The organism is Parafilimonas sp., from assembly GCF_051953455.1.
GTDB lineage: Bacteria > Bacteroidota > Bacteroidia > Chitinophagales > Chitinophagaceae > Parafilimonas.
In genome coordinates, this window is sequence record NZ_JBQCIT010000035.1 from 29,897 (window position 1) to 52,446 (window position 22,550).

11 protein-coding genes and 1 tRNA gene are annotated in these 22,550 nt (G+C 40.9%); 8 read left to right on the plus strand and 4 right to left on the minus strand.

Annotated elements, in window-relative coordinates:
- Position 1 precedes the first annotated feature (1 nt).
- From ACTHN6_RS14070 to ACTHN6_RS14105, 8 genes are all read left to right on the plus strand, one after another.
- Positions 2-1,648 carry a DUF4836 family protein gene (locus ACTHN6_RS14070; RefSeq protein WP_440436406.1) on the plus strand — a complete coding sequence of 549 codons (1,647 nt, stop codon included), beginning with the start codon at positions 2-4 and terminating at the stop codon, positions 1,646-1,648.
- A gap of 187 nt (positions 1,649-1,835) precedes the next feature.
- On the plus strand, positions 1,836-3,089 hold the full coding sequence (gene fabF, locus ACTHN6_RS14075) for a beta-ketoacyl-ACP synthase II (protein WP_440436407.1): 1,254 nt from the start codon (positions 1,836-1,838) through the stop codon (positions 3,087-3,089).
- 96 nt (positions 3,090-3,185) lie between these two features.
- Positions 3,186-3,259: transfer RNA gene (locus tag ACTHN6_RS14080), tRNA-Ala, on the plus strand.
- Between the two features lie 379 nt (positions 3,260-3,638).
- Complete coding sequence (locus ACTHN6_RS14085) at positions 3,639-5,003, plus strand: hypothetical protein (protein WP_440436408.1); 1,365 nt, start codon at positions 3,639-3,641, stop codon at positions 5,001-5,003.
- A 75-nt stretch (positions 5,004-5,078) separates the two neighbouring features.
- Entirely contained in the window at positions 5,079-8,135 is a 3,057-nt protein-coding gene (locus ACTHN6_RS14090; protein ID WP_440436409.1) for an RHS repeat domain-containing protein, read from the plus strand.
- A gap of 159 nt (positions 8,136-8,294) precedes the next feature.
- Positions 8,295-15,554: a DUF6443 domain-containing protein gene (locus ACTHN6_RS14095; protein WP_440436410.1), complete on the plus strand. Its 7,260-nt coding sequence runs from the start codon at positions 8,295-8,297 to the stop codon at positions 15,552-15,554.
- 10 nt (positions 15,555-15,564) lie between these two features.
- Complete coding sequence (locus ACTHN6_RS14100; protein WP_440436411.1) at positions 15,565-16,143, plus strand: hypothetical protein; 579 nt, start codon at positions 15,565-15,567, stop codon at positions 16,141-16,143.
- Between the two features lie 303 nt (positions 16,144-16,446).
- Positions 16,447-19,584 carry a gliding motility-associated C-terminal domain-containing protein gene (locus ACTHN6_RS14105; RefSeq protein ID WP_440436412.1) on the plus strand — a complete coding sequence of 1,046 codons (3,138 nt, stop codon included), beginning with the start codon at positions 16,447-16,449 and terminating at the stop codon, positions 19,582-19,584.
- 48 nt (positions 19,585-19,632) lie between these two features.
- Here the strand turns inward: ACTHN6_RS14105 and ACTHN6_RS14110 are convergent, their stop codons facing one another.
- From ACTHN6_RS14110 to ACTHN6_RS14125, 4 genes are all read right to left on the minus strand, one after another.
- Complete coding sequence (locus ACTHN6_RS14110; RefSeq protein ID WP_440436413.1) at positions 19,633-20,160, minus strand: hypothetical protein; 528 nt, start codon at positions 20,158-20,160, stop codon at positions 19,633-19,635.
- 21 nt (positions 20,161-20,181) lie between these two features.
- Positions 20,182-21,138, minus strand: coding sequence for a relaxase/mobilization nuclease domain-containing protein (locus ACTHN6_RS14115; RefSeq protein WP_440436414.1), 957 nt, complete (start codon positions 21,136-21,138; stop codon positions 20,182-20,184).
- Positions 21,135-21,578 carry a plasmid mobilization protein gene (locus ACTHN6_RS14120; protein ID WP_440436415.1) on the minus strand — a complete coding sequence of 148 codons (444 nt, stop codon included), beginning with the start codon at positions 21,576-21,578 and terminating at the stop codon, positions 21,135-21,137. The genes ACTHN6_RS14115 and ACTHN6_RS14120 overlap by 4 nt, the downstream gene beginning before the upstream one ends.
- A 57-nt stretch (positions 21,579-21,635) precedes the next feature.
- The coding region (locus ACTHN6_RS14125) for a toprim domain-containing protein (protein ID WP_440436416.1) at positions 21,636-22,550 on the minus strand (915 nt) is incomplete at its 5' end.

Below are 22,550 nucleotides of genomic sequence, written 5' to 3' on the forward strand. Positions count from 1 at the left end.
TATGAAAAATAAGATTGCAGCAGCTTTTGTATTCTGTGCTGCCCTGTTTGTTTTTAATAGCTGCAAACAGGCGGCATCATCGCTGGCATCATATGTTCCAAAAGATGCATCAGCTGTATTTGTGGTAGATTCAAAATCTGTTATGGATAAGATTGCTTCGTCGGGCATAACAATTGACTCGCTTGCAGATATGATGAGTGAGCGAAACGGCGATGGATTGAAATGGCAGGATATAGAAAACTCAGGTGTGGATGTAAGCAAGCCTTTTTATGTTTTTACAAAAGAAACCAATTCGATACAACAGGGCCATATAAAAAGCGGCGCATTAATAGCCGAAGTGAATGATGAAGGCAAACTGGAAGCATTTTTTAAAGCAAGAAAACCGGGCAGCACAATTACAGCGGTGTCAGGCTATAAATATCTTGCGCTGCATAATAATATTATTGCAGGATGGACGGGCAAAGTTTTAATTGTTGCAGGTATAAGCGGCAGTGATAGCCCCGATTCTCTTTTGCAATCACAATTAACAGCTTTATTTACCCAGAAAGCATCTGAATCCATCGCATCAACTGATGCATTTAAAAAACCCTTTTCAAAACCTGGCGATATACATTTTTATACAAATACGGCAGGCAGGTTGAATGAAGTGGGTGTTCCGGGTATGTCAAAAGTATCCGAACTCGCGGAAGGCAGTTACACGGCCGGGATTATCAATTTTGAAAAAGGAGTAATTAACGCCTCTGCAGAAACGCACTATAATAAAACATTATCAGGCATTATTAATAAATATCCGGCGCAGGAAATAAAAAAGGAAATGATTGAAAGTTATCCGGATACCTTAACCGCCTTTGGTATCGTATCCTTCAATCCTAAACTGCTGGTTGATATTTTAAAGTACCTCGGTTTTGATGCCATGGCCGATGGATTTACTTCTGATATAGGCTTTACTACTGCCGATATTGTAAATGCTTTTAGCGGCGATATAGCGATTATGTTTTCTTCCCATTCTCAAAGTTCCATGGAGAACAGTATAAAAAATGGCGGCTTTTTACTTGCTGCGGCTATTGGCGATAAAGCCGCTTTTGATAAAGTAATGACAGGCTTGCTTGATAAAAAGATATTAACGAAAAATGGTGATGAATACCAGCTGGGTTTGTCCGGCGGCCATGGCTTTGTAATAGAAACAGGTAATAATAATCTTTTTATCGCTTCATCTGATGAAGTGATAAAAACTTACCAGGGCCGGAGTAAAAAACAGCCTTTACCTGCTGGTGTTGAAAAAGATTTAAACAATAAATCGATGATGGTTTATTTTGACATTAACCGGTTCTTAGGCAATAAACCCGTGAAAGATTCTGCTTCAGCAGATATACATGCACATAATAATTACGACAGCTATAAGATTGCAGGTAATGCAAAGGAAACCTTTAAAAACTTCGTTGCTTTTGCAGATAAAGGCGATGGTAAAACAATCGCATCAACCTACCGGCTGAATTTTGTAAATGAAAACGAAAACAGTTTGGCAAGCCTTGTTAAATTTATTGTTGCTGCCCACGCGGAAGCGATGGAGCGCAAAGGAATGATGTCTTCACATCTAAAAAGTGCCGACAGTTTGCATATAACGGAAGATTCACTTAACGGGCAATAATTAATTACCCAAGCCTGGTATATATAAAATGCTGCCAAACTTAGTTTGCAGAATTGTTCACTAACTTTGATATTTATATTGATGCCTGCCGGTTTGTGCAGTATATTTATAAATTGCCAATAAGTAAGATTGTGGTTCAGCAATTTTTTGCAATACCGATTATGCCGGAAAAATTCAAAATTTATACATGAGAAGAGTTGTTATAACAGGGATAGGGGCCATAACACCGCTTGGTAATTCGGTAAAGGAATTCTGGGATAATATTGTTGCCGGCACAAGCAGTGCAGCACCTATTACAAAATTTGATGCTTCAAAATATAAGACGCGTTTTGCCTGTGAGGTTAAAAATTTTGACGGCGAAAAATATTTTGAAAGAAAAGACCTCCGCAAATACGACCTTTTTTCACAATATGCCATAGCTGCTACAGAAGAAGCCGTACAAAGTGCACAAATAGATTTTTCCACTTATTCGGAAGAAGAGCGGGCAGATATTGGGGTTATCTGGGGCTCAGGTAATGGAGGCATCAGCACTTTTGAAGAGCAGGTTAGCCTGTTGTACCAGGGTGATGGCACTAAATTCTCGCCTTTTTTTGTGCCCAAAAAAATAGAAGATATTGCAGCGGGTATAATTTCCATCCGCTACCAATTGTACGGCCCTAATTATTGCCCGGTATCAGCCTGCGCATCTTCCAACACAGCTATTATAAATGCTTTTGACACGATACGTGCCGGCAAAGCTTTTATGATGATTGCCGGCGGATCGGAAGCGCCGATTACAGCTTCTTCTATTGGTGGGTTTAATGCAGCGCAGGCTTTATCAAAAAGAAATGATGACCCTGCTTCAGCCTCACGTCCGTTTGATAAAGAGCGTGATGGTTTTGTATTGGGAGAAGGCGCCGGCGCTTTAATACTGGAAGATTATGAGCACGCTGTTAGAAGAAACGCCCCCATTTATGGAGAGCTTGTTGGCACGGGCCAGGCAGCTGATGCATTTCATTTAACCGGCACACCACCCGATGGCCGTGGTGCTAAACTCAGCATGCGCAAAGCGCTTAAAGAAGCTGGTATTAACACCGGAGATGTGGATTATATAAATGCACACGCTACATCAACGCAGCTGGGCGATTTAAGTGAAGCTGTAGCTATTGAAGCCATGTTTGGCGACAGCAGTAAAAAGCCTTATATAAGCGCTACCAAATCAATGACAGGCCATTTGCTTGGAGGCGCCGGAGCTGCGGAAGCCATTATTTGTGTATTGGCCCTGAAGCATGGCATTATTCCGCCAACTATTAATACGAAGGAATTGGATGAAGCTATTTCAAAAAACCTGAATATTGTTTTAGGCAAATCTGCTTCGGCAGATATTAAATATGCCCTGAACAATACATTTGGTTTTGGCGGACATACAGCAACCACATTGTTCAAAAAATTTGAGGAATAACTAAATACAATTTTGACTGCATTTGATCGACCATTATTTTTGCGCTCCTGATTAATGCGGCAAGGATCGCCGGCGAAAACAGATCATTCATATAAAGGGGAATTAGCTCAGTTGGCTAGAGCGCTTGCATGGCATGCAAGAGGTCACCGGTTCGAATCCGGTATTCTCCACATTGATTATCAATAGATTAAGTACATACTGCTGTTACTAAAATGGACGAGGTAAAACTTAGGTAAAACCAATCCCCTATAACTTTGCTTATCAACAAAAAATCTTTCAAAATAAATTTTGCCAATTCAATCTAACATTTCAATTTTACATCAGACTATTTGCGAAAAAGCGATTGAGAGAAGCCTAAACAGAACCCTTATACTGCTTAAGCCAGCGAGACGAAAATAGCCTAAACCAATTTCAAAATAATTATCGAAACCATCCGGAAATATGCGAATACCCTCGTTTGCAATGATGTGTGTATGCCTGTTTCTTTGTTTTACCAAAGTTCAAGGGCAGGGGCTTGACAGTACAACTGCCAGGGTATCTATAAATAATATGGATACAAGAATGTTATCTGGATTGCAGAGACAATATAGCAGGATACAGTCTAAAGTGAATAAACAAACGACGAGGCTTCTATCAAAAATGCATCGGCAGGAAGAAGCGCTGCAAAAACAATTAAGTGCAACAGATAGTATTAAAGCAAAAGAACTTTTTAATGAAGATATAGAACAGCGCTACAAAGATTTGCAGGCTAACCTTAAAAGCAAGACTGATGAACTTAAACAATTTCCATTAACGGAATACCTTCCCGGTGTTGATAGTATACAAACCAGTTTGAATTTTCTTGCAAAAAGTGTAAACCTTCCTGATGATAAAATTCAACAGGTACAAGCTGTCAGCGAAAAACTTAAAAGTTTACAGACAGAATTGCAAAAAGCTAACGATATAAAATCATTTATAAAAGAAAGGGAATCACAACTGAAAGAACAACTCTTAAACAGTGGCCTTGCCAAACAACTAAAAGGGATCAACAAGAATGTCTATTACTACCAGCAGCAACTATCAGAATACAAAGAGTTATTAAACGATAAACAAAAACTCAAACAGAAGCTGCTTGAAACCGTGAGGACTCTGCCTGCTTTTCAAAAGTTCTGGGAGCGGAATAGTTACTTTACCGCCTTATTTCCCACACCTTCCAATGCCGGCACACCGGAAGCACTCACCGGCTTACAAACAAGGGCAAGTGTGCAGTCTGCCGTTGCACAAAGAATCGGCTCTGGCACAAACGTAAACCCTCAACAATATATCCAGGGGCAGGTAGATGCAACCCAGGCACAAATTAGCCAGTTAAAAGATAAACTGAATAAATTCTCAAATGGAGGTAGTAGCGATATGGCTATGCCCGATTTTTCGCCAAACTCAGAAAAATCAAAGTCCTTTTTAAAGCGATTGGAATATGGGATGAATATCCAGAGTGAAAAGGGCCGGTACTCCTTACCTGCGATGAGTGATATTGCCTTAACGCTGGGCTACAAATTGAGCGATAACAAAAGAATGGGCATTGGTGCCAGTTATAAAGTTGGCTGGGGTGATATCAAACATATTCATGTTACCAGTGAAGGTGTGGGGCTGAGAAGTTATGTGGATATCAAAATGCCAACGGTAGCCAAAGGAAAGATATTAGGTGGAATATGGTTTAGCGGAGGATTTGAATACAACTATTTAAGCAGTTTTAAAACGATACAGGAGCTGCACCGCAATGTTGATGTATGGCAGCGAAGTGCCTTACTGGGATTAAGCAAGAAGTATAGAATCGGAAAGAAAGAAGGTAATATGCAACTGCTGTATGATTTTTTACATAACCGGCAGACCCCGCCGGGAACAGCCTTAAAGTTTAGAATTGGATACTGTTTTTAAAAGCGAGACAATATTTAGTAAAGTATAATTCTTAGAAAAGTTAATGATATCAACAGAAATTTAGAATAAAGCAAAATGAAAATAACAACATTGACTCTAATTGGACTTTTTATTGGAACACTTTCATTGGCTCAAAATAACTATCAATTGCCCAATATTGTACCTGCATCACCAATCGCTCAAACTTTTATGCGTTATGGTGAAATACCAGTTGATTATAGCACAGGGGTTCCTAATATTGAAATTCCTATTTATATATTAGAGGGGAGTCAATTAAAAGTTCCGATTTCAATCTCATATCACGCTTCTGGAATTAAGGTCAATGACATTGCTTCAGAAGTCGGGTTAGGCTGGGCATTGAATTGTGGTGCGTTAATTTCCCGCTCAGTTAATGGCTTACCTGATGAGAGAATGCTAACGCATACTTATAATAGTGCTGCTGAACTGCTTGCTGCGATGAATGCTGCAGCTGATCAGGGTTATAATCAGTCTTCGCATTGCATGGATGGTATAAAAAATTTTGAATATTTTTTAACGCAAAGGTTTTTATACGAAGAAGATTGCATGAGTGACCGATATTTTTACAGGCTTCCGGATGGCACATCCGGCATATTCATATATGACTATACTGATGAAAATAATTTGATTACGTTACCTTACAAACCATTTAAAATAGAGAAACATATAGTTAGCAGCTCTGGAAATCCTAATAAAATAGATTGGATTAAATTGACGGATGCGGATGGTACTATTTATACTTTTAAATCTATCCTGCAAAATGCAGTCAATGATTATTCCGAATGGTACCTAACAGAGATGCGCGCCGCAAATGGCGCTGATATAATAACCTTTAATTATGTTTTGCAGCCTGCTCGCTCAATGTCTCTCACTTCTCAGACATATTTGGGTAACGCCGAAAATGTTGGTATCAATTGCAGCCCTGCAAATATATCCTCCTCTCTGCAGACTTCTTTTTCGCCATCCACCCAATTCGGAACAGCGGTATTGGCATCCATTACCAGTTCCACAGCTATCATACAATTTTACTATGAAACCAGAGAAGATTTTAGCGATTTAAAACGACTGCGGGAGATAACAATCGCGCCAGTTAATGCACCAGCAAATATTATCAAGAAAATACAGTTTAATGAAAGCTATTTTGGTACTTCTAATGAGGATAAACGGCTCAAGCTTGACAATATTATTATAAGCGGCGGCCAAGATGCTTACCCTCAAACATATTTATTTACTTATGAAAGCCAGATTCTGCCGCCATACTCATTTAAAATGACTTATCCCAGTTATCAGGAAGATTACTGGGGTTATTATAACGGCAATAACAGCAGTTATAATAAAAGCCTCGTTCCTCGTGACTTCATTGGAAATGCAAATGACAAGCAATACTATGGAGGAAACCGTGAAGCTGATCTTTCCAGTAATCAATCTTATGCCAGGGCTTGTATGTTGAAGGAAATAAAATATCCAACGGGCGGAAGGACGGTGTTTGATTTTGGGCGGTATTATAATGCTAATGTATATTCCTATAAAACCGATCCGAATGACAGGGGTGGCTATATTGGTGGGTTTAGGGTGAACAGCATTACAAACTATATTAACAACAACACAATAGCAAATGTAAAAGTTTATGATTATGAATTGCCAGTAACCAAATATTTTGACATTACTCTTTTTAGTTTTGATCAATGGTTTATTGAGTCAAGTAGCAATAGTTCCGGAATCGAGTGCTGGGCAAAATATTCTAGAAAGCTTGTGCCTTCGACCCCTTGGCTTCCTCTCGAGGTCGCGCCAGGCATGCCCATAATGTATCAAAAGGTTACCGAATACAATGGAACGGCAGCCAGCCATGCAGGTAAAACAGTTTTTACTTATGAACGTCCATATTCGCCTTCAGATTATTCGAGCCATCCTGAACATCCATCTGAATTTGAGCACCCAAAATTCTATTTCACTTATCATTACGACAAGGGAAATTATATACCTAAAATGCTTTCTAAAACGGTTTATTCTTTTGACGGAACAAACTATCATACTGTATCAAAGGATGAATATAAATATTCTAAATTATTTACCACAGCATACAATACTGGAATAAAACTTACCAGACCGAAACAGTTTCCAAATATAGATTATTGGTGTTACGCCTGTCCAATTGATGCAATAAACTGTGCTCAAATTGCAAATGATTTGGTCATTGAATATAAAGCATCCGTTGTAGCTATAGATACTAAGGCTTATCAGGAAGCATCACTACTTACTAATAGTAAGAGTTATTTATATGATGCCGCTAGTGAAGCTAAATATGTGCTAACATCCACCGATTATACTTACGATGAAAAAAATATTGCCATTAAAGAAAAAACAACTACTTCCAGTAATGGTGATTTGCTGAAATTTATCTATAAATATCCCTTAGATTATGTAATAACCGGCACTCCAAATAATGATTTAGCTAGAAGTATAAAAAATCTACAAAACTTACACATAATTAGTCCTATCATAGAGCAATATATCCAACGTTCAGTCGCAGATGGCATAACAAACCTGAGAACGGCTGGTGGAACTTTTACATTTTACAATCCAAATCTTCCTTATCCCGATAAGATTTATCAATTTCAGGCGAGTCAGCCATTAACCAATTTTCAACCGGCTAATATTACTTCAAATGCTGCCACTTTTGACAATCATTACCAACCCCGCATTTATTTTGATCAATACAATGCTTACGGTAATATTTTGCAGCGGCATAAATCAGATGATGTAAATGAGGTTTATCTGTGGGGGTATAATGCTCAGTATCCAGTTGCTAAAATCGTAGGCAGTGATTATGCCACAGTAAACAGTGTAGTAACGCAAATGCAGATTGATAATGCAGTTAATTCAGGCAATGACCAAACGCTCCGTAATCTTTTAAACACCCTGAGGACAAATTCAAGTACAAAGGATGCTTTAATTACCACCTATACCTATAAGCCTTTGATTGGTATTACGTCAATGACAGACCCCAAAGGATACACGAGCTATTATGAGTATGATGATTTTGGCCGGTTACAGGATATTAAGGATGCAAATGGTAATATAATCAAGACGTTTGAGTATAACTATAAGCAATAAAAAAATTAAGGATAAAAGAATAATGCTGCTGTTATGAAATCAACAATAAAACCCAGACTAATTGCATGTTTTATATTTTGTATTTTATTTTCCTGTTTATATAAGACAACCTATAGCCAATCTGTAATTCATGCGTACGGAACATTTTGTGTAGGTGAAATGAACGTGTTTTCTTTTACTGGCCCAGGAACAGTTAGCCACTGGGCGATATATCCAGCTGATGCATATACGATCATTGATCAGAGTGGGAACAGCATCCAAGTAAAATGGAATTCGGCTGTAAGTAATGGGGGGGTTGATGCTTACTACAACGGAGGTCAGGTAGCTTATTACTCACCCGTTATAATTTCTAATGCAGTAACTCCTTCTGTTACTATCAGCGCCAACAAAAATAATATCTGTGCCGGCACTTCAGTAACCTTTACCGCAACGCCTACCAATGGAGGCGGCACACCCGGTTATTACTGGTATGTTAATGGGAATGCTATTTCCGGAGCTAACGGCAGTACTTATAGCAGCAGCACATTATCAAACGGAGACGTGGTGACGTGCTCCATGAACACCAGCGCTCCTTGCTACACCTCTTACTCTGCTACATCCAATGCCATTACTATGGTTGTCAACCAGCCACAAGCTTTAAGTATAAGCATCAGCGGTTCAACGTCAGTATGTGCAGGCAGCTCTGCAAGCTTTAATGCAGTGGTGAGTAACCCGCCTTCAACAGGAACATTAACTTACCAGTGGAAGAAAAACGGGGCAAATGTAGGTTCAGATTATGGTACGCCACCGCCTTATGTTTTAGCGCTAAGTTCTGTGAACAATAATGACGTGATCAGTTGTGTGGTCTCCACTACGGCAGGCTGTTATACATCAGGCACCTCAAATTCACTTACCATAACGGTGAACCCCAAGCAGACATTTACAGCCAGTGTAGGCCCAAATAAGATCGGGATGTGCCAGAATGAAAGTATTACGTTTACGGCCGGGTCCAGCCATCCGGCAAGCAGCTACCAGTGGGTCATGAATGGCGTTAATGTAGGCAGCAACATAAATACTTTTACTACTACGGCATCTTCAGTAGCGCAGTTGCAATCTGTAAAGGTGACAGTAACCACAAATGCAGGCTGCCTGAACAATAACTCAGCAATAGGCAGTGCGTCGGCTATTCCTTTCACCATTACGCCAACGGTGGGCACGCCTTCAACACCTTCCGGGCCGCTTACCCGTAATATCGGCAGCGGGACAGGCGCTTATACAACCTCGGCCACTAATGCCACAAGTTATGCCTGGAGCATTTCACCAGCTGGTGCAGGCACGATAAGTGGTACAGGCACGACGGGTACAGTTACCTGGAATGCAGCGTTCAGCGGCACCGCAACGATAGGCGTAAAGGCCAATGGCTGCAACGGCCCCTCTGCGCAGACAACAAGGACTGTAACTGTGTACCCGCCGGTGACAATGACAGTAAGCCCTTCAAGTAAAACCATCAATTACAATACAAGCCCGGGGCTTTTAAACAATACACCGGGCGGTGGCAATGGCAGTTATACTTATGTGTGGGAAAAAGGAAGCAGTTCAAACGGGCCCTGGAGCCAGGTAGCCACTACGCAGGACTATACGCCACCTGCATTAACGACAACGACTTATTACAAGGTAACGACTGCCAGCAATGGCGCACCACCAGTAACCACTATAGTAACCATAACTGTTTATCCGCAAGTAACAACGAGTGTAAGCCCTTCGGGTAAAACCATCAATTACAATACAAGTCCCGGTATTTTGAACAACACGCCTGGAGGTGGTAACGGCAGTTATACTTATGTGTGGGAAAAAGGAAGCAGTTCAAACGGGCCCTGGAGCCAGGTAGCCACTACGCAGGACTATACGCCACCTGCATTAACTGCAACAACTTATTACCGCGTAACGACTACCAGCAATGGAGTACCGGCTACCACTATAGTAACCATTACGGTCTATCCGCAGGTAACAACGAGTGTAAGCCCAACTAGTAAAACGATCAATTACAATGAAAGCCCTGGCCTTTTAAATAATACACCGGGCGGTGGTAATGGCAATTATACTTATGTCTGGGAAAAAGCATCCAGTTCGGGTGGTCCTTGGACACAGGTCGCTACTACACAAGATTATACACCTCCGTCTTTAACAACAACAACTTTTTATAAGGTAACTACCACAAGCAATGGGGTACCGGCTTCGACTATTGTAACCATCACCGTATATCCTCAGCTGGTTGTAGGAGCTATAACACCCTCGGCCGACCAGGTTTTAAATTATAATGCAGCAGCTACCCCGTTAACCATTGGCGGCGTGTCAGGAGGAAGTGGTACATATACTTATCAATGGCAACGCTCGGCAATGACTTCATTTGATGATCCGGTTAATGTGGGCAGCAATACGACAAGTTTTACACCGCCAACGAATAGTTCATCAATTGTAGGAACCTATTATTACCGCGTGGTGGTGAAGAGCAATGGTGTACCTTTAAACAGCAGCAATTATGTGAGCGTAAAAGTTTATCCGCTGCTTGTTGCCGGCACGCTCAGCCCCTCATCTATTACGGTTAATTATAACGAGGATATGGGCCAGATAACCGGCACGGCGGCTACAGGTGGCACCGGCAGTTATTCTTACCGCTGGCAAGGGTCAATGGATGGCAGTACATGGACAGCCATAGCAGGTACAGCCGCGGATGATCTAAATTATTCTCCCGGCATTGCCATGCCAGGTGGGTACTTGTATTACCGCAGGCGGGTACTCAGTAATGGTGTATATAAATATACCACAGCGGTACAGATAATTGTACCGTTCAACGGTGGTACCGTTAGTTCGAGTGCAGCAACTGTAAACAGTGGTGGCAGCGCTACGCTGACAAGTGTGAGCGAGGCATCCGGCGGCAGTTGCACCGGCAGCCCAACCTATCAATGGCAAAGTTCAACAGATGAGCAAAACTGGGTGGATATACCCGGTACTAGCCTTACCAATATCACCCAATCCACTTATTACAGGCGACTGGCTACCTGCGGGGATGATCAGGCGGCTTCCAATACCATACTTATCAAAGTAACGGCAGCGATCGCTGTTATCAAGCCTATTTCGGCTACAGCACCAGTTGCAGGTACACAAACCCTGATACCAATGCCGGATTACGATGCATCTCTTGATCCTGAAAACATGAACTATATCAAGACAAGGGTGTTCATGCAGCCGGGTATTACTACTGTAACCGCGGCCAATGCGATAACCGACAAAAAAAGCGTTCAGCAGTCGACTACTTATTACGACGGACTGGGCAGGGACATGCAAACGGTAACCAGGCAATCCACACCGGCAGGACATGATATGGTCAGCACAACATTTTATGATGAGTTCGGCAGGGTGGCACAGCAATGGCTGCCTTATGCCGACAATGCCGGAACAGGCAAGTTCAGGACAGATGCTGTAACGAAGCAAACCGATTTTTATAACAGCTATTTAACCAATACGGAAGGTTATTATTATGGCAACACAGTCTATGAGGCCTCACCCCTGAACCGTGTGTTGAAAACAACAGCGCCTGGCAAAAGCTGGACAGGCCATGATGTGGGGGTAAGCCAATTGCAGCGTGCCAACGATACATATGATGAAGTGGTGATATGGAATATCGGTTTTGCCTGGGGCAACCTGCCGGCAAAAGCTGGTTTTTATTCACCGGGAGCTTTATATGTAATGGAGACATCTGATGAACAGTTGAATAAGACGATTGAATATAAAGATAAAGAAGGCCATATAGTGCTTAAAAAAGTACAGATAGCGAATGCACAGCAAACAGGGCATACAGGCTGGCTCTGTACTTATTACGTATATGATGACCTGGGCAACCTGCGCTGTGTGATGCAGCCGAAAGCAGTGGAATACCTGGAAGCACACGGCTGGGCTTTTGAAACCACCGCTATGTCCACTTCTCCAACCGCCAAAGAGTTTTGCTTTTTGTATTTCTATGATGAACGCAACCGGATGGTGGTTAAGCGGGTGCCGGGTGCAGAGGAAGTACAGATGGTATATGACAAAAGAGACAGGCTGGTAATGACCCAGGACGGAAACCTGCGTGCGCTCTCTACCAAAAAATGGCAATACACTATCTATGATGATCTTAACAGGCCAACCGGGACAGGACTATTGAACAGCAATGCAACGAGAGCAACCCTTCAGTCCAATGCCGACGCCAGGCCTGAGGGCGATATAGATTATCCTGTTCTTTCAAACTTTACACATGAAGACCTTACCCAAACCTTTTATGATGATTACACCTGGAACGGAAAGAAAGCTTATAACGGCAGTTATACAGCCAACCTGGATGCGGGCACCAACCCTTATGCAGAAGCTGTTACCCAAAGCAATCAAACGAAGGGCTTGGTAACCGGTACCAAAACAAAGGTGTTAGGTACATCCACCTGGCTTATATCCACCATTTATTATGATGAAAAAGGCAGGGTAATTCAAACCCTTGCCGACAATGTTGCGGGTGGCGTGGATATAACCACCAGCCAATATGACTTTAGCGGAAAGGTGTTGAGTAGCTTTACCGACCACAAAAACCCGCTGGCAACAGCCACACCGGAAACGAAGGTGCTTACCCGTATGGAATACGATCACGCCGGAAGGGTCAGGTTTGTTTATAAGAAAGTGAACACTGATGCAGAAAAAAAGATTGTTGATGACAACTATGATGAACTGGGACGGTTAAAGAGCAAGAAACTTGCCCCTGGTTATGATGGCGGCACCAGCCTTGAAACGCTGGCATACCTCTATAATATACGGGGCTGGTTAAGCGCTATTAATAAAGGCTATGCAAGGGCCAATAATGATAACAATTATTTTGGGGAGTTATTAAATTATGATTATGGCTTTAATAAAAGTGCCTATAACGGTAATATTGCCGGCGTTTGGTGGCGCAGTAAAGGGGATGGGGAACGCCGGGCCTACGGGTTTGATTATGATAATGCCAACCGTTTGCTGAAAGCGGATTTTACACAAAATAATGGTGGCTGGAACACCAGTAAAGGCATTGACTTCAGTGTGGGTGGTGACCCGCAAACAGGCGGTGTAATGCAATATGATGCCAATGGTAACATAATGATGATGTGGCAAAAAGGCGTAAAACTTGGCAACAGCACCGGCACTGCCAGTGATTATATCGACCAGTTGACCTATCACTATGAACACAGTGAAGGCAGCAACCAGTTGCAGAATGTGATAGATGCCAAGACTGACAAGAATACGCCATTAGGTGACTTCAGGTATTCTGCATTGTATGAACAAACGGTTACAACGAATAAGCCTGTTACTGCTGTTGACTACGACTACGATGCGAACGGTAACCTTATAATGGATAAAAATAAAGACATTAAAAACACCGGCGACATAACCTATAATTATTTAAACCTGCCGCAGGTAATTACGGTTGCCGGCAAAGGCAGTATTGAATACGTATATGATGCTGCAGGCAATAAGCTCAAAAAGATCGTTCATGAAACAAATAAGCCGGATAAAACAACGCTTTACCTGATGGGCGTATACCAGGATAATGTACTTCAGTACCTTCCCCAGGAAGAAGGCAGGGTCAGATACAAGCCTGCAGTGGGGACAGATCCTGCGAGTTTCCAGTATGATTATTTTATAAAAGACCACCTGGGCAATGTAAGAATGGTGCTGACGGAAGAAGAGAAAACGGATACCTATCCTGTACTGAGCTTCGAAGGCGCATCAGGATCAGCAACCGTTACCAACCAGGATGCTGTATGGAGCAATGCGGCAGGGGATGCTGTGGATGTTGTGGGTACACGCACCGGGCGGCCTGCCAATATGGGTAACCCCTCAGATAATGGAAATAATGTTAAGCTGGTGAAGAAATCATCATCAGGTGGCGCTATAGGCGCGGCTATGCTGCTGAAGGTGATGAGCGGTGACCAGATCAATACCTCCGTTGAGTATTACTGGCCTTCTGCTACAGTGAAAAACGAGAGTGCCGATGGCATTGGAACTTTATTATCCAGCCTTGCCCTGGCGCTCGTGAACAGTCCTGATGTATCGGCTTCTATAAAAGGTGCAGTGCCTTCTGTGAACAGTGCCATCAATGCAGACCCAAATGTGTTATCGCAAATTACCAATCCTGAAAATAATACTACAACTTCTGGTAATCCCAAAGCTTATTTACATGTTTTATTATTCGATGAACAGTTTACCTTTGATAATATAAACAGCCAGATATTGCAAATAGAAGGAGCCAATCAAACATCGCCGTTATCAAAAGTGGTGCCTGTAAAAAAGAACGGCTACGCTTATATCTATTTTAGCAATGAAAGTAACAATGATGTGTTCTTTGATAACTTTAGGGTGACATACAAGAGGGGGAGAATACTTGAAGAAAATCATTACTATCCGTTCGGCTTGACTATGGCAGGAATAAGTAGCAAAGCTTTATCGTTCGGAGACCCCGGTAACAAATACAAATACAATGGCATAGAAAATAATACCGATTTTGATTTAAATACTTATGAAGCATATTACCGTACGAATGACCCCCAAATAGGAAGATGGTGGGGAATTGATACCAAACCAGATTTTATTATAAGTCCTTACTCAAGCATGGCTAATAATCCTGTACTTCTTACAGATTTTTTAGGAGATACTACTCAATATTATAACATTAAAACAGGAGCACTTTTAGGAACTATAAATAATGCTGGTGCTGTAAGCAGAGTTAAGGTAAATGCTTTAGCATACAATGTAGCAATAGGAACTGCTGGGGCTTTGGGTTATGATCTTACTAATCAGGATAATGCAAACACTTTTGTTTCGACGTTTAACAATACTCTTTCTGCGATAGATAATACAACTGGTTTAAATACAATTGCATTGGAAACAACTGAAAGAAGCTTAAATTTTGATGGAAGCAATTTGAATGTTCAAAGTCACTTTGATGATAATTCTACTTTAACAATAAATAGTATACCAGCAAGTTCAGGCATCCGTAATGCTGATGGAACATATAATTATGATCCTCTGCCAAACGGTGAATATACCGTTAACAATGGAAGGAGAAGAGGTAGAAACGAAGCTCATGGAGGTTTTTATAGAGATGGAGTAGCTTTTACATTTGATGTAAATCCAAATTTTACCCAAGTAAATGGCCAGCCAATGAGTAGGACAGAGTTAAGGATACATCCTGATGGGAACAGGCCGGGTAGTGCGGGTTGCGTAGCCTTGGCTACTGACCAGAGAAATTTACAAGCATTTTATACTCAAACCGGAGCTTATGTACGCCAAAATGGAAATATCCAGTTGACCGTAACAGATCCCAACAATCCCAATGTTCCAAATAATAGACACGCGGCGGATCGTAGAAGGCCAGGAGAATAAAATTTTAAGTATGAAAGCGATACAATCAATAGTTTATTTTTTTTTCAGTTTAGCTTTGTTTGCACAACAAAAACAAACCTCAAATACTTTTCCAATAGAAAAAAGTATTTGCCAAATTTACCTAGAAGATGAAACAACTACGACAAAAGCTTTAGGAGCTAATATTTGGAGCAAGCATTTTGAAGCCGATAGTATGTTTCCTCGTATTGAATGTATAAATAAAAGCGGTACTGAAGGTTTAAGACTTTTCTTTCATTATGGAGGTACACAAAATGCTGTAGCTGAGTTTGAACTTTTTTATATACCTATAGGTTATAAGCGACCAACAAAAGCTGTTGTACTTAGCACATGTCAATTTAAAAGTGGTCACAATATAATGCTTGGTTTAAGTAAAGAACAAGTAGTGACCATTTTGGGAAAAAGTTTTGAGGTTGTTGCTAAAGAGGATAATAGGGAGGAAATTAAATATTATACGGATAATCCGAATGCCGAAGTTTTAAAAAAATATGGCGGGGTTGCTTATTTTATAAAATGCATTTTTGAAAAAAATAAATTAGTTCAATATAATTTTGGATTTGAATATCCTTAGCTATACCCCGATAATCCAAGTTTATCAATAACAAACGGTAAACTGGCGCAAGATTGAGGTGCGGCAATGTACGCAGTCATCTTGTGCCATTGTCATAAAATGGATAAAAATTAAAATAAGGCGCAGGTTCTGCAGCTTTATATTCAAAAGCGGTTTATCTTTTTTATTCGTCAGCTCCATACTGGAAGGAGCATAAAAGGAAGTAATAACAATCCAAAAAAAATTATAAGCCCCAAATATTCATTATGTAATTCTTTGCGATATTTTAGTCTTGTGAAAAAGTTGACCCTGCCAGCCTTAATTATGCTGCCCCTTATATTTTTTTGTTTCAACGCTTATTCAAACCCTGATAGCGCCGGGAATCGAAATTTACCTAACATACCCAATCAATTTACAACAGCCGACGATCTGACACTTTCCCTTACGGCGATTGATCCCACCTGCGAATATGAAGACGGCAGGATAACCGCTACCCCAAGCAATGGCACGCCGCCTTACCTGTATTCATTAAACGGCGATACTTATAGCAGTCAAAATGTTTGGCGGTTGCTGCCGCCCGGCACTTATACCGTTACCGTAAAAGACGCTGATGGCAATACCGCTACGTCAACGGCAACATTAACCAATCAGTTTGAAAGACCGGTGGCGCTAAATTCTTCGTACACTAATCCATCCGGCTGTACGGCCACAGATGGTTATTACACCGTAAATGTTACAGGAGGCATGCCCCCTTATTTATATAGCATGGATGCGGAGAATTACCAGCCAAACAATGTTTTTCCTAACTTGGGCTTTATGCCATTCCCTATCGCTTATGCTAAAGATGCCCATGGTTGTGTAACGAAAGTGGAATCATACGGTGTTCAACGCTGCTTTGATTTTAGCTTTGGCTATACAGTAGCTCCGGCAAATTGCGGGGAAGGTGGGTACGTAGAGATGGACGAGGAAGAATACCTTACTTTTTCTTCAGATGGAATAAATTATCATGAAAGCGGAGAATTCCGTAATCTCGTGCCAGGCCTGTTTAACATTTATATTAAGGCTGAGGACGGCACCGTAATCATATTAACAACCCAGGTTTATAACCATTGTCCAATAGACCTGGAAGTTGCGTTCATCAATGCCAGTTGCGGTTTGAACAACGGATCTATCCAGGCCACAGGCTCTAAAGGAGAAGCGCCCTATCATTATTCCATAGACGGCACAAATTTTCAAACAAGCGGCTTATTTACAAACCTTGCCCCCGGTGATTATACGGTTACCATTACCGATGAAACCGGAATCACCGCAACAAAAACAGTAACCATTGGTTCCGGTTGCATGAAGGCTGCTGCAACAGTTAAAAATGCAACCTGTGGAAACGCGAATGGTGCTGTTACAATTACTGCAACCAATGGTACAGCGCCCTATCAGTATTCTATCGATAATTTTAATTTCCAGAAAACTGGCGTCTTCGTCAATCTTAAAGTCGGTGAATATACCATAACTGTAAAAGATGCAACAGGAGTAACCGACAATACCCCGGTAGTTGTTGATAATATAGCCGGGCCCCAGGTAAAAGCCGTTGCCACTAATGCAGGCTGTAATAGCAACGATGGCAAAATTAGCATAACAGCTTCCGGTGGAACCTCGCCCTACACCTATAGCCTGGATAATTTAAATTTTCAACAGAATAATGTTTTTACTAACCTGCCGCCAGGTGTTTATACATCTTCTGTTACAGATGGCAACAACTGCAGTGCACAATCTGACCCTTTAACAGTTTATAACCTTTGCCTTAAATTTACACTAACTATAACCAACGCAACCTGTAACGCTTTGCCAGGTGCGATAGCAGTGAATGTAACAAGCGGCAATAGTCCCTATCTATATTCACTCGATGGTGTAAATTTTCAGCCCGATAATATTTTCAAAAATGTAAAAACGGGTGCTTATACCATTACTGTAAAAGACAATACAGGTACGGTAAAGACGCAGAATGCTGAGGTAAAAGAAAGTTGCATAACCCTGCAAACAACGGTAAAGAATGCTACCTGCAAAAAAGATAATGGTGAAATTTCAGTAAACGCGTCAAATGGTGCATCACCGTTTAGTTACTCTCTGGATGGCCTTATTTTTCAAACCGACAGCCTTTTTACAGAATTGGCTGCCGGAAGCTATTCTGTGACAGTGAGGGATGCGGCTAATGCATCCGCTATTATAAAAGTGAATGTTACAGCTATTGCGCCTGTAGAAGCATCGGCTGCTGCAACACCTGCCGGTTGTACCAACGATGACGGCAGTGTTACACTTGCTGCAACAGGTGGCAGCATGCCCTACCTGTATAGTTTTAATAACAGTAATTATACAGATGAAGTAACTTACGGCAAACTCGCTGTAAACACTTATATGGCAGCCGTAAAAGATGCAGATGGCTGTATAGCATCTTTAAATGTGCAGGTGCCTTTAAATGATAACCTTTTTGCTGAAGCAGGTGGTGATAAACTGGTATGTGAAGGAGATAATGTTCAACTGTCTGTTTCTTCCAATGGAGCCATGTTTTCCTGGTCGCCTTCAACAGGCCTTGATAACAGCCACACAGCTTCACCCAAAGCATCGCCACTATTCACAACAAAATACGTTGTCACGGCTTCAACAGCAGTTTGCACGATAAAGGATTCAGTGGTTGTAATGGTCAATCCTGCACCTGTTGCTGATGCGGGAAGAGATACGGCAATCTGTTATGGCAACAGCGTTACATTAAATGCCAGCGGCGGAGTTAAATATAACTGGATGCCTGCACAATATCTTTCTGATGCGCACAGTAATACTCCGAAAGTTACCAAGCCCGCTCAAACTATTACTTACCATTTAACGGTTACAGATGATAAAGGATGCTCTTCGCGTAACAATGAAACGGTAACAGTGATGGTTGCCCCCGTGGCAAAAGTTTTTGCAGGCAATGATACCAGCGCTGTTATTAACCAGCCTATTCAATTGGCAGCACAAGATGTTAATCACGCCGGGTTTACCAGTTATATCTGGATGCCTGTTACCGGCCTTAGTAATGCCTTTATTGCAAACCCCTCCGCCACACTAAACACAAATATTACTTATACCGTTACTGCATCTACGCCTGCCGGTTGTGAGGCTACTGATATAGTTACAGTGAAGGTATATGCCGGCCCTGATATTTATGTACCTTCTGCATTCACGCCGGATAAAAATGGATTGAACGATATGTTGCGACCGATACCTGTTGGCATAAAAGATTTTCTTTTTTTCAAAGTCTTTGACCGCTGGGGCAAAATGATCTTTTATACAACCGATTATCATAAGGGCTGGGATGGAAGTGTAAAGGGTGTTGTTCAATCTTTAAACACGTATGTTTGGATGGCTGGTGGCAAAGATGGCGATGGAAAAACGATTTTGCGAAAAGGTACTGTTACGTTGATCAGGTAATCGCTTTTATTATTAATAAATTTTACGATTTCGAATTCCAGTTTTAACTTATTGTCTCTCTTCCCAGCTTTTCCTCATCACATCATCCATTTTCTTTTTACCCTGTTTATCTTCCTTCTTAAAAATATACTCCCAGGCATTTTTAAACTGATCATGTTCCAGTTGCATCAGCTTTACTTCTTTCGCATTTTCGAGGGCCTGTTTTCCCAAAGAAAAAAGAACCACTACCATACAAGCTAATGTCATCCACATAATCAATCTGAATATAACAGTATAATATTCTCTTGCATTATGTTCAGGAAACAATAAAAAACGCCACTGCCTGATAACCGGCCGGGATTGCTGCTGTATCAATTGCTTTATTTCATTTGAAGCAGTAGTTATAGCAACTTCTACAGGCTTGATATTTACTGTTGGTGTCTCTGCTTTATTCGCCTGGTTTGCTTTTTCTTCAAAAGCAGAAACCTTTTGATACAGTTGAGTAATTTGCTGTTTCTGTTCCTGTACACTATTGTTAATCATTTTTAATTCATCCAACATATCTTCCAGCACAAATTCAATTTTTTCTTTTTCCATACATAACTATTTAATGGAGTCTCAATACTTTTTTTGCTTTCTTCTTTTCGGCAATAACTCTTCATCAGGCAACCTCATATTATCTCGTTCAGGCTTTATCAGTTCATGCATAACTTTCGATAATTCATTTGTTCTATAATGAATATTTTCAGCATTGCTCTTGCTGGTCGAAGATGGAACGCTTAATGATTTATTTCCTGATATTGGCCGGTGATAAAGCATTGCCTTTTGATTAGGCTTCAGTTTATTTTGTTCGAGGATGCGTTCTATAACGCGAAGCGAATAACCGAGATCACTGCCCTTCACATACACTTTCTTTTCATCAATAAATGCGATGCCTCTTCCTTTAACCACCTGGTATTTTTTCTCTTTCATCAGCCGTTCAAAATCATGATAAGACCGGGAGGCTTTCAGGCTCTTCTGAACGTGTTGCCTTATTTGTTGTTTGCGCTCGTCATGCCTTGGTCTCAGCCTTTGTTCTTTTGATAAAAAAAGACGCGGGCTCAGCACTTGCTTGAGGTCATACTTCAGTTCCATTTTACGGCAATAAGCAGCCATCTTTTTGTAGTTATTACTGTCATTTACTGTTCGCTTATCAAAGCCTACGCGGTTGGCGACAATATGCAGGTGCGGGTGCTTTGTATCCAGGTGCTGAACGGCTATATATTGATTTTTTTCAAAGCCCATTTCCTTCGCACACTGCTCACATATTTCCATGAGTTTATCTTTGGATAACTGATCACTGATTGCCAGGCTTAATGTAATATGCAAAACAGGCTTTGCAAGTTTTGGATTGAGTTGTCTTACAGCATTGAATTGTTCTATTAATTCTTTCTGGTTTCCGAAGCATTGATTAAACAAAATAATCTCAGCACGATTTTTCATTACCTGTTCTTCTTCCGACTCCTGTTTTTTGTCGTTTAAACAGTAAAGAAGACATCCACGAAACGATTTCCCTGTTGTTATTTTTCCAATCATTTTATACCAGTTTTAATGACTTCTACCACTTCTTTTATTTTTAACTGAAGCAAGGCTAAATCAGCTCTTTCCAAAGCATTTAGTTCATCATTGCTGTTGCGCCTTTTAGCTATTTGGTTAAGCAGTGCACCTACATGGTTTAAAGCCCCGCAAAGCGCCAAAATCTCTTTTGGAATAGTCTTTATGGCCATGACAGATTTTCCGTTTAATCCAAGTGTTCTTAAGTATTCAGAAACAGACTGGTTCATTTTTTTTGCTTTGCCGGATATGATAGCTTTTTCTATAGTGGTACATTTCACGGTCAGTGGTTTATTGCGTTTTATAGCTTTTGAAGGCCTTCCACCCAGCATTCTTTTATGTGCCTTCCCTTCCATTTCTCCCTTCTCTTTTATAATGAGCGAATGCGCCAGCATGAGTTTCTTTCTGAATCCGATGGACATCGGAATGAAGAAAGCCAGCGTTTCGGGATGCCCGAAACATAGCTGGCTCCTGAAAACTTACCCCAAACCCAGCCCTTTAGACCGTTTTACTATTTGCTTCTTTTCCAGCTTTCCAAAATGCCTTAACCAATCATTTAAGTCTTTATAATCTTTATACAACCTGCTTTTATCTTCATACTTAACTGATCTTTTCAAAGCCTGTTCAACACATTTTCTTCCTGCTGCATCGTGATCTAAATACAGATTGATATGTTCATGTTTTTCCATGAGCAAAAGGCTTCTTTCAAAAAATGAAAGCGAGTTGAGGATAAGAAAATTTGTCAGTTTGTGATCCTGATTTTGATGAACCATTTGCCAGCTTAAGAAGTCAAAAAAGCCTTCAAATACAGCGATAGATTTTGCCTGTTTTACAGTTTGATTTTGTTCAGAAATTTCTCCCGGATTTTTTGCATCTGAAACAAGATTTTGGTCATTAAATTTTAATGGAATAATTCCTGAATCTATCGGCAAAATTTCTGTCCTTTGTTTTTTTGAGACAGGCTCATTTTTCGCATCACTGTTGCTGATATAAGTAACATATTTTGGAGCGCTGCTGAGTTTGAAAAATCCATTTCTTAATTCATATCCATCTGCATTGTTTTTAAAGCCGATGGCCACATGTTCTCTGTCTTTGTTATTCAATTTAAAACTTACTTCATGGCAGTACCTGTCAGCAATATTTTTATGGATGCACCTTTCCTTTAAATAGCGGCAAAGGGAAGGGTGTGTGATGGGCTGCTTTGCGGCTATTATTTTAATAGCTGTTTCTGCTGCATGCCGTTCATTTATCAAACTGTTTTCATGCAGGTGAAACAGCGTATCTGTTTTTCTTTTTACAACCTCTGTAGGATGCTTTTTTTGCTGTTGAAAAGAAAGTGGTTTTTCGCTTTCTTTGACATTATTCGTCAACAGTCGGAGTTTATTATCTGCAAC

Bases quoted from the DNA above. Each gene is read 5' to 3' on its own strand.
- ACTHN6_RS14090 (WP_440436409.1), top strand. From the start codon at position 5,079: ATGAAAATAACAACATTGACTCTAATTGGACTTTTTATTGGAACACTT.
- ACTHN6_RS14110 (WP_440436413.1), bottom strand. From the start codon at position 20,160: ATGGAAAAAGAAAAAATTGAATTTGTGCTGGAAGATATGTTGGATGAA.
- ACTHN6_RS14085 (WP_440436408.1), top strand. From the start codon at position 3,639: ATGGATACAAGAATGTTATCTGGATTGCAGAGACAATATAGCAGGATA.
- ACTHN6_RS14070 (WP_440436406.1), top strand. From the start codon at position 2: ATGAAAAATAAGATTGCAGCAGCTTTTGTATTCTGTGCTGCCCTGTTT.
- ACTHN6_RS14100 (WP_440436411.1), top strand. From the start codon at position 15,565: ATGAAAGCGATACAATCAATAGTTTATTTTTTTTTCAGTTTAGCTTTG.
- ACTHN6_RS14120 (WP_440436415.1), bottom strand. From the start codon at position 21,578: ATGTCCATCGGATTCAGAAAGAAACTCATGCTGGCGCATTCGCTCATT.
- ACTHN6_RS14115 (WP_440436414.1), bottom strand. From the start codon at position 21,138: ATGATTGGAAAAATAACAACAGGGAAATCGTTTCGTGGATGTCTTCTT.
- ACTHN6_RS14095 (WP_440436410.1), top strand. From the start codon at position 8,295: ATGAACGTGTTTTCTTTTACTGGCCCAGGAACAGTTAGCCACTGGGCG.
- fabF (WP_440436407.1), top strand. From the start codon at position 1,836: ATGAGAAGAGTTGTTATAACAGGGATAGGGGCCATAACACCGCTTGGT.
- ACTHN6_RS14105 (WP_440436412.1), top strand. From the start codon at position 16,447: ATGCTGCCCCTTATATTTTTTTGTTTCAACGCTTATTCAAACCCTGAT.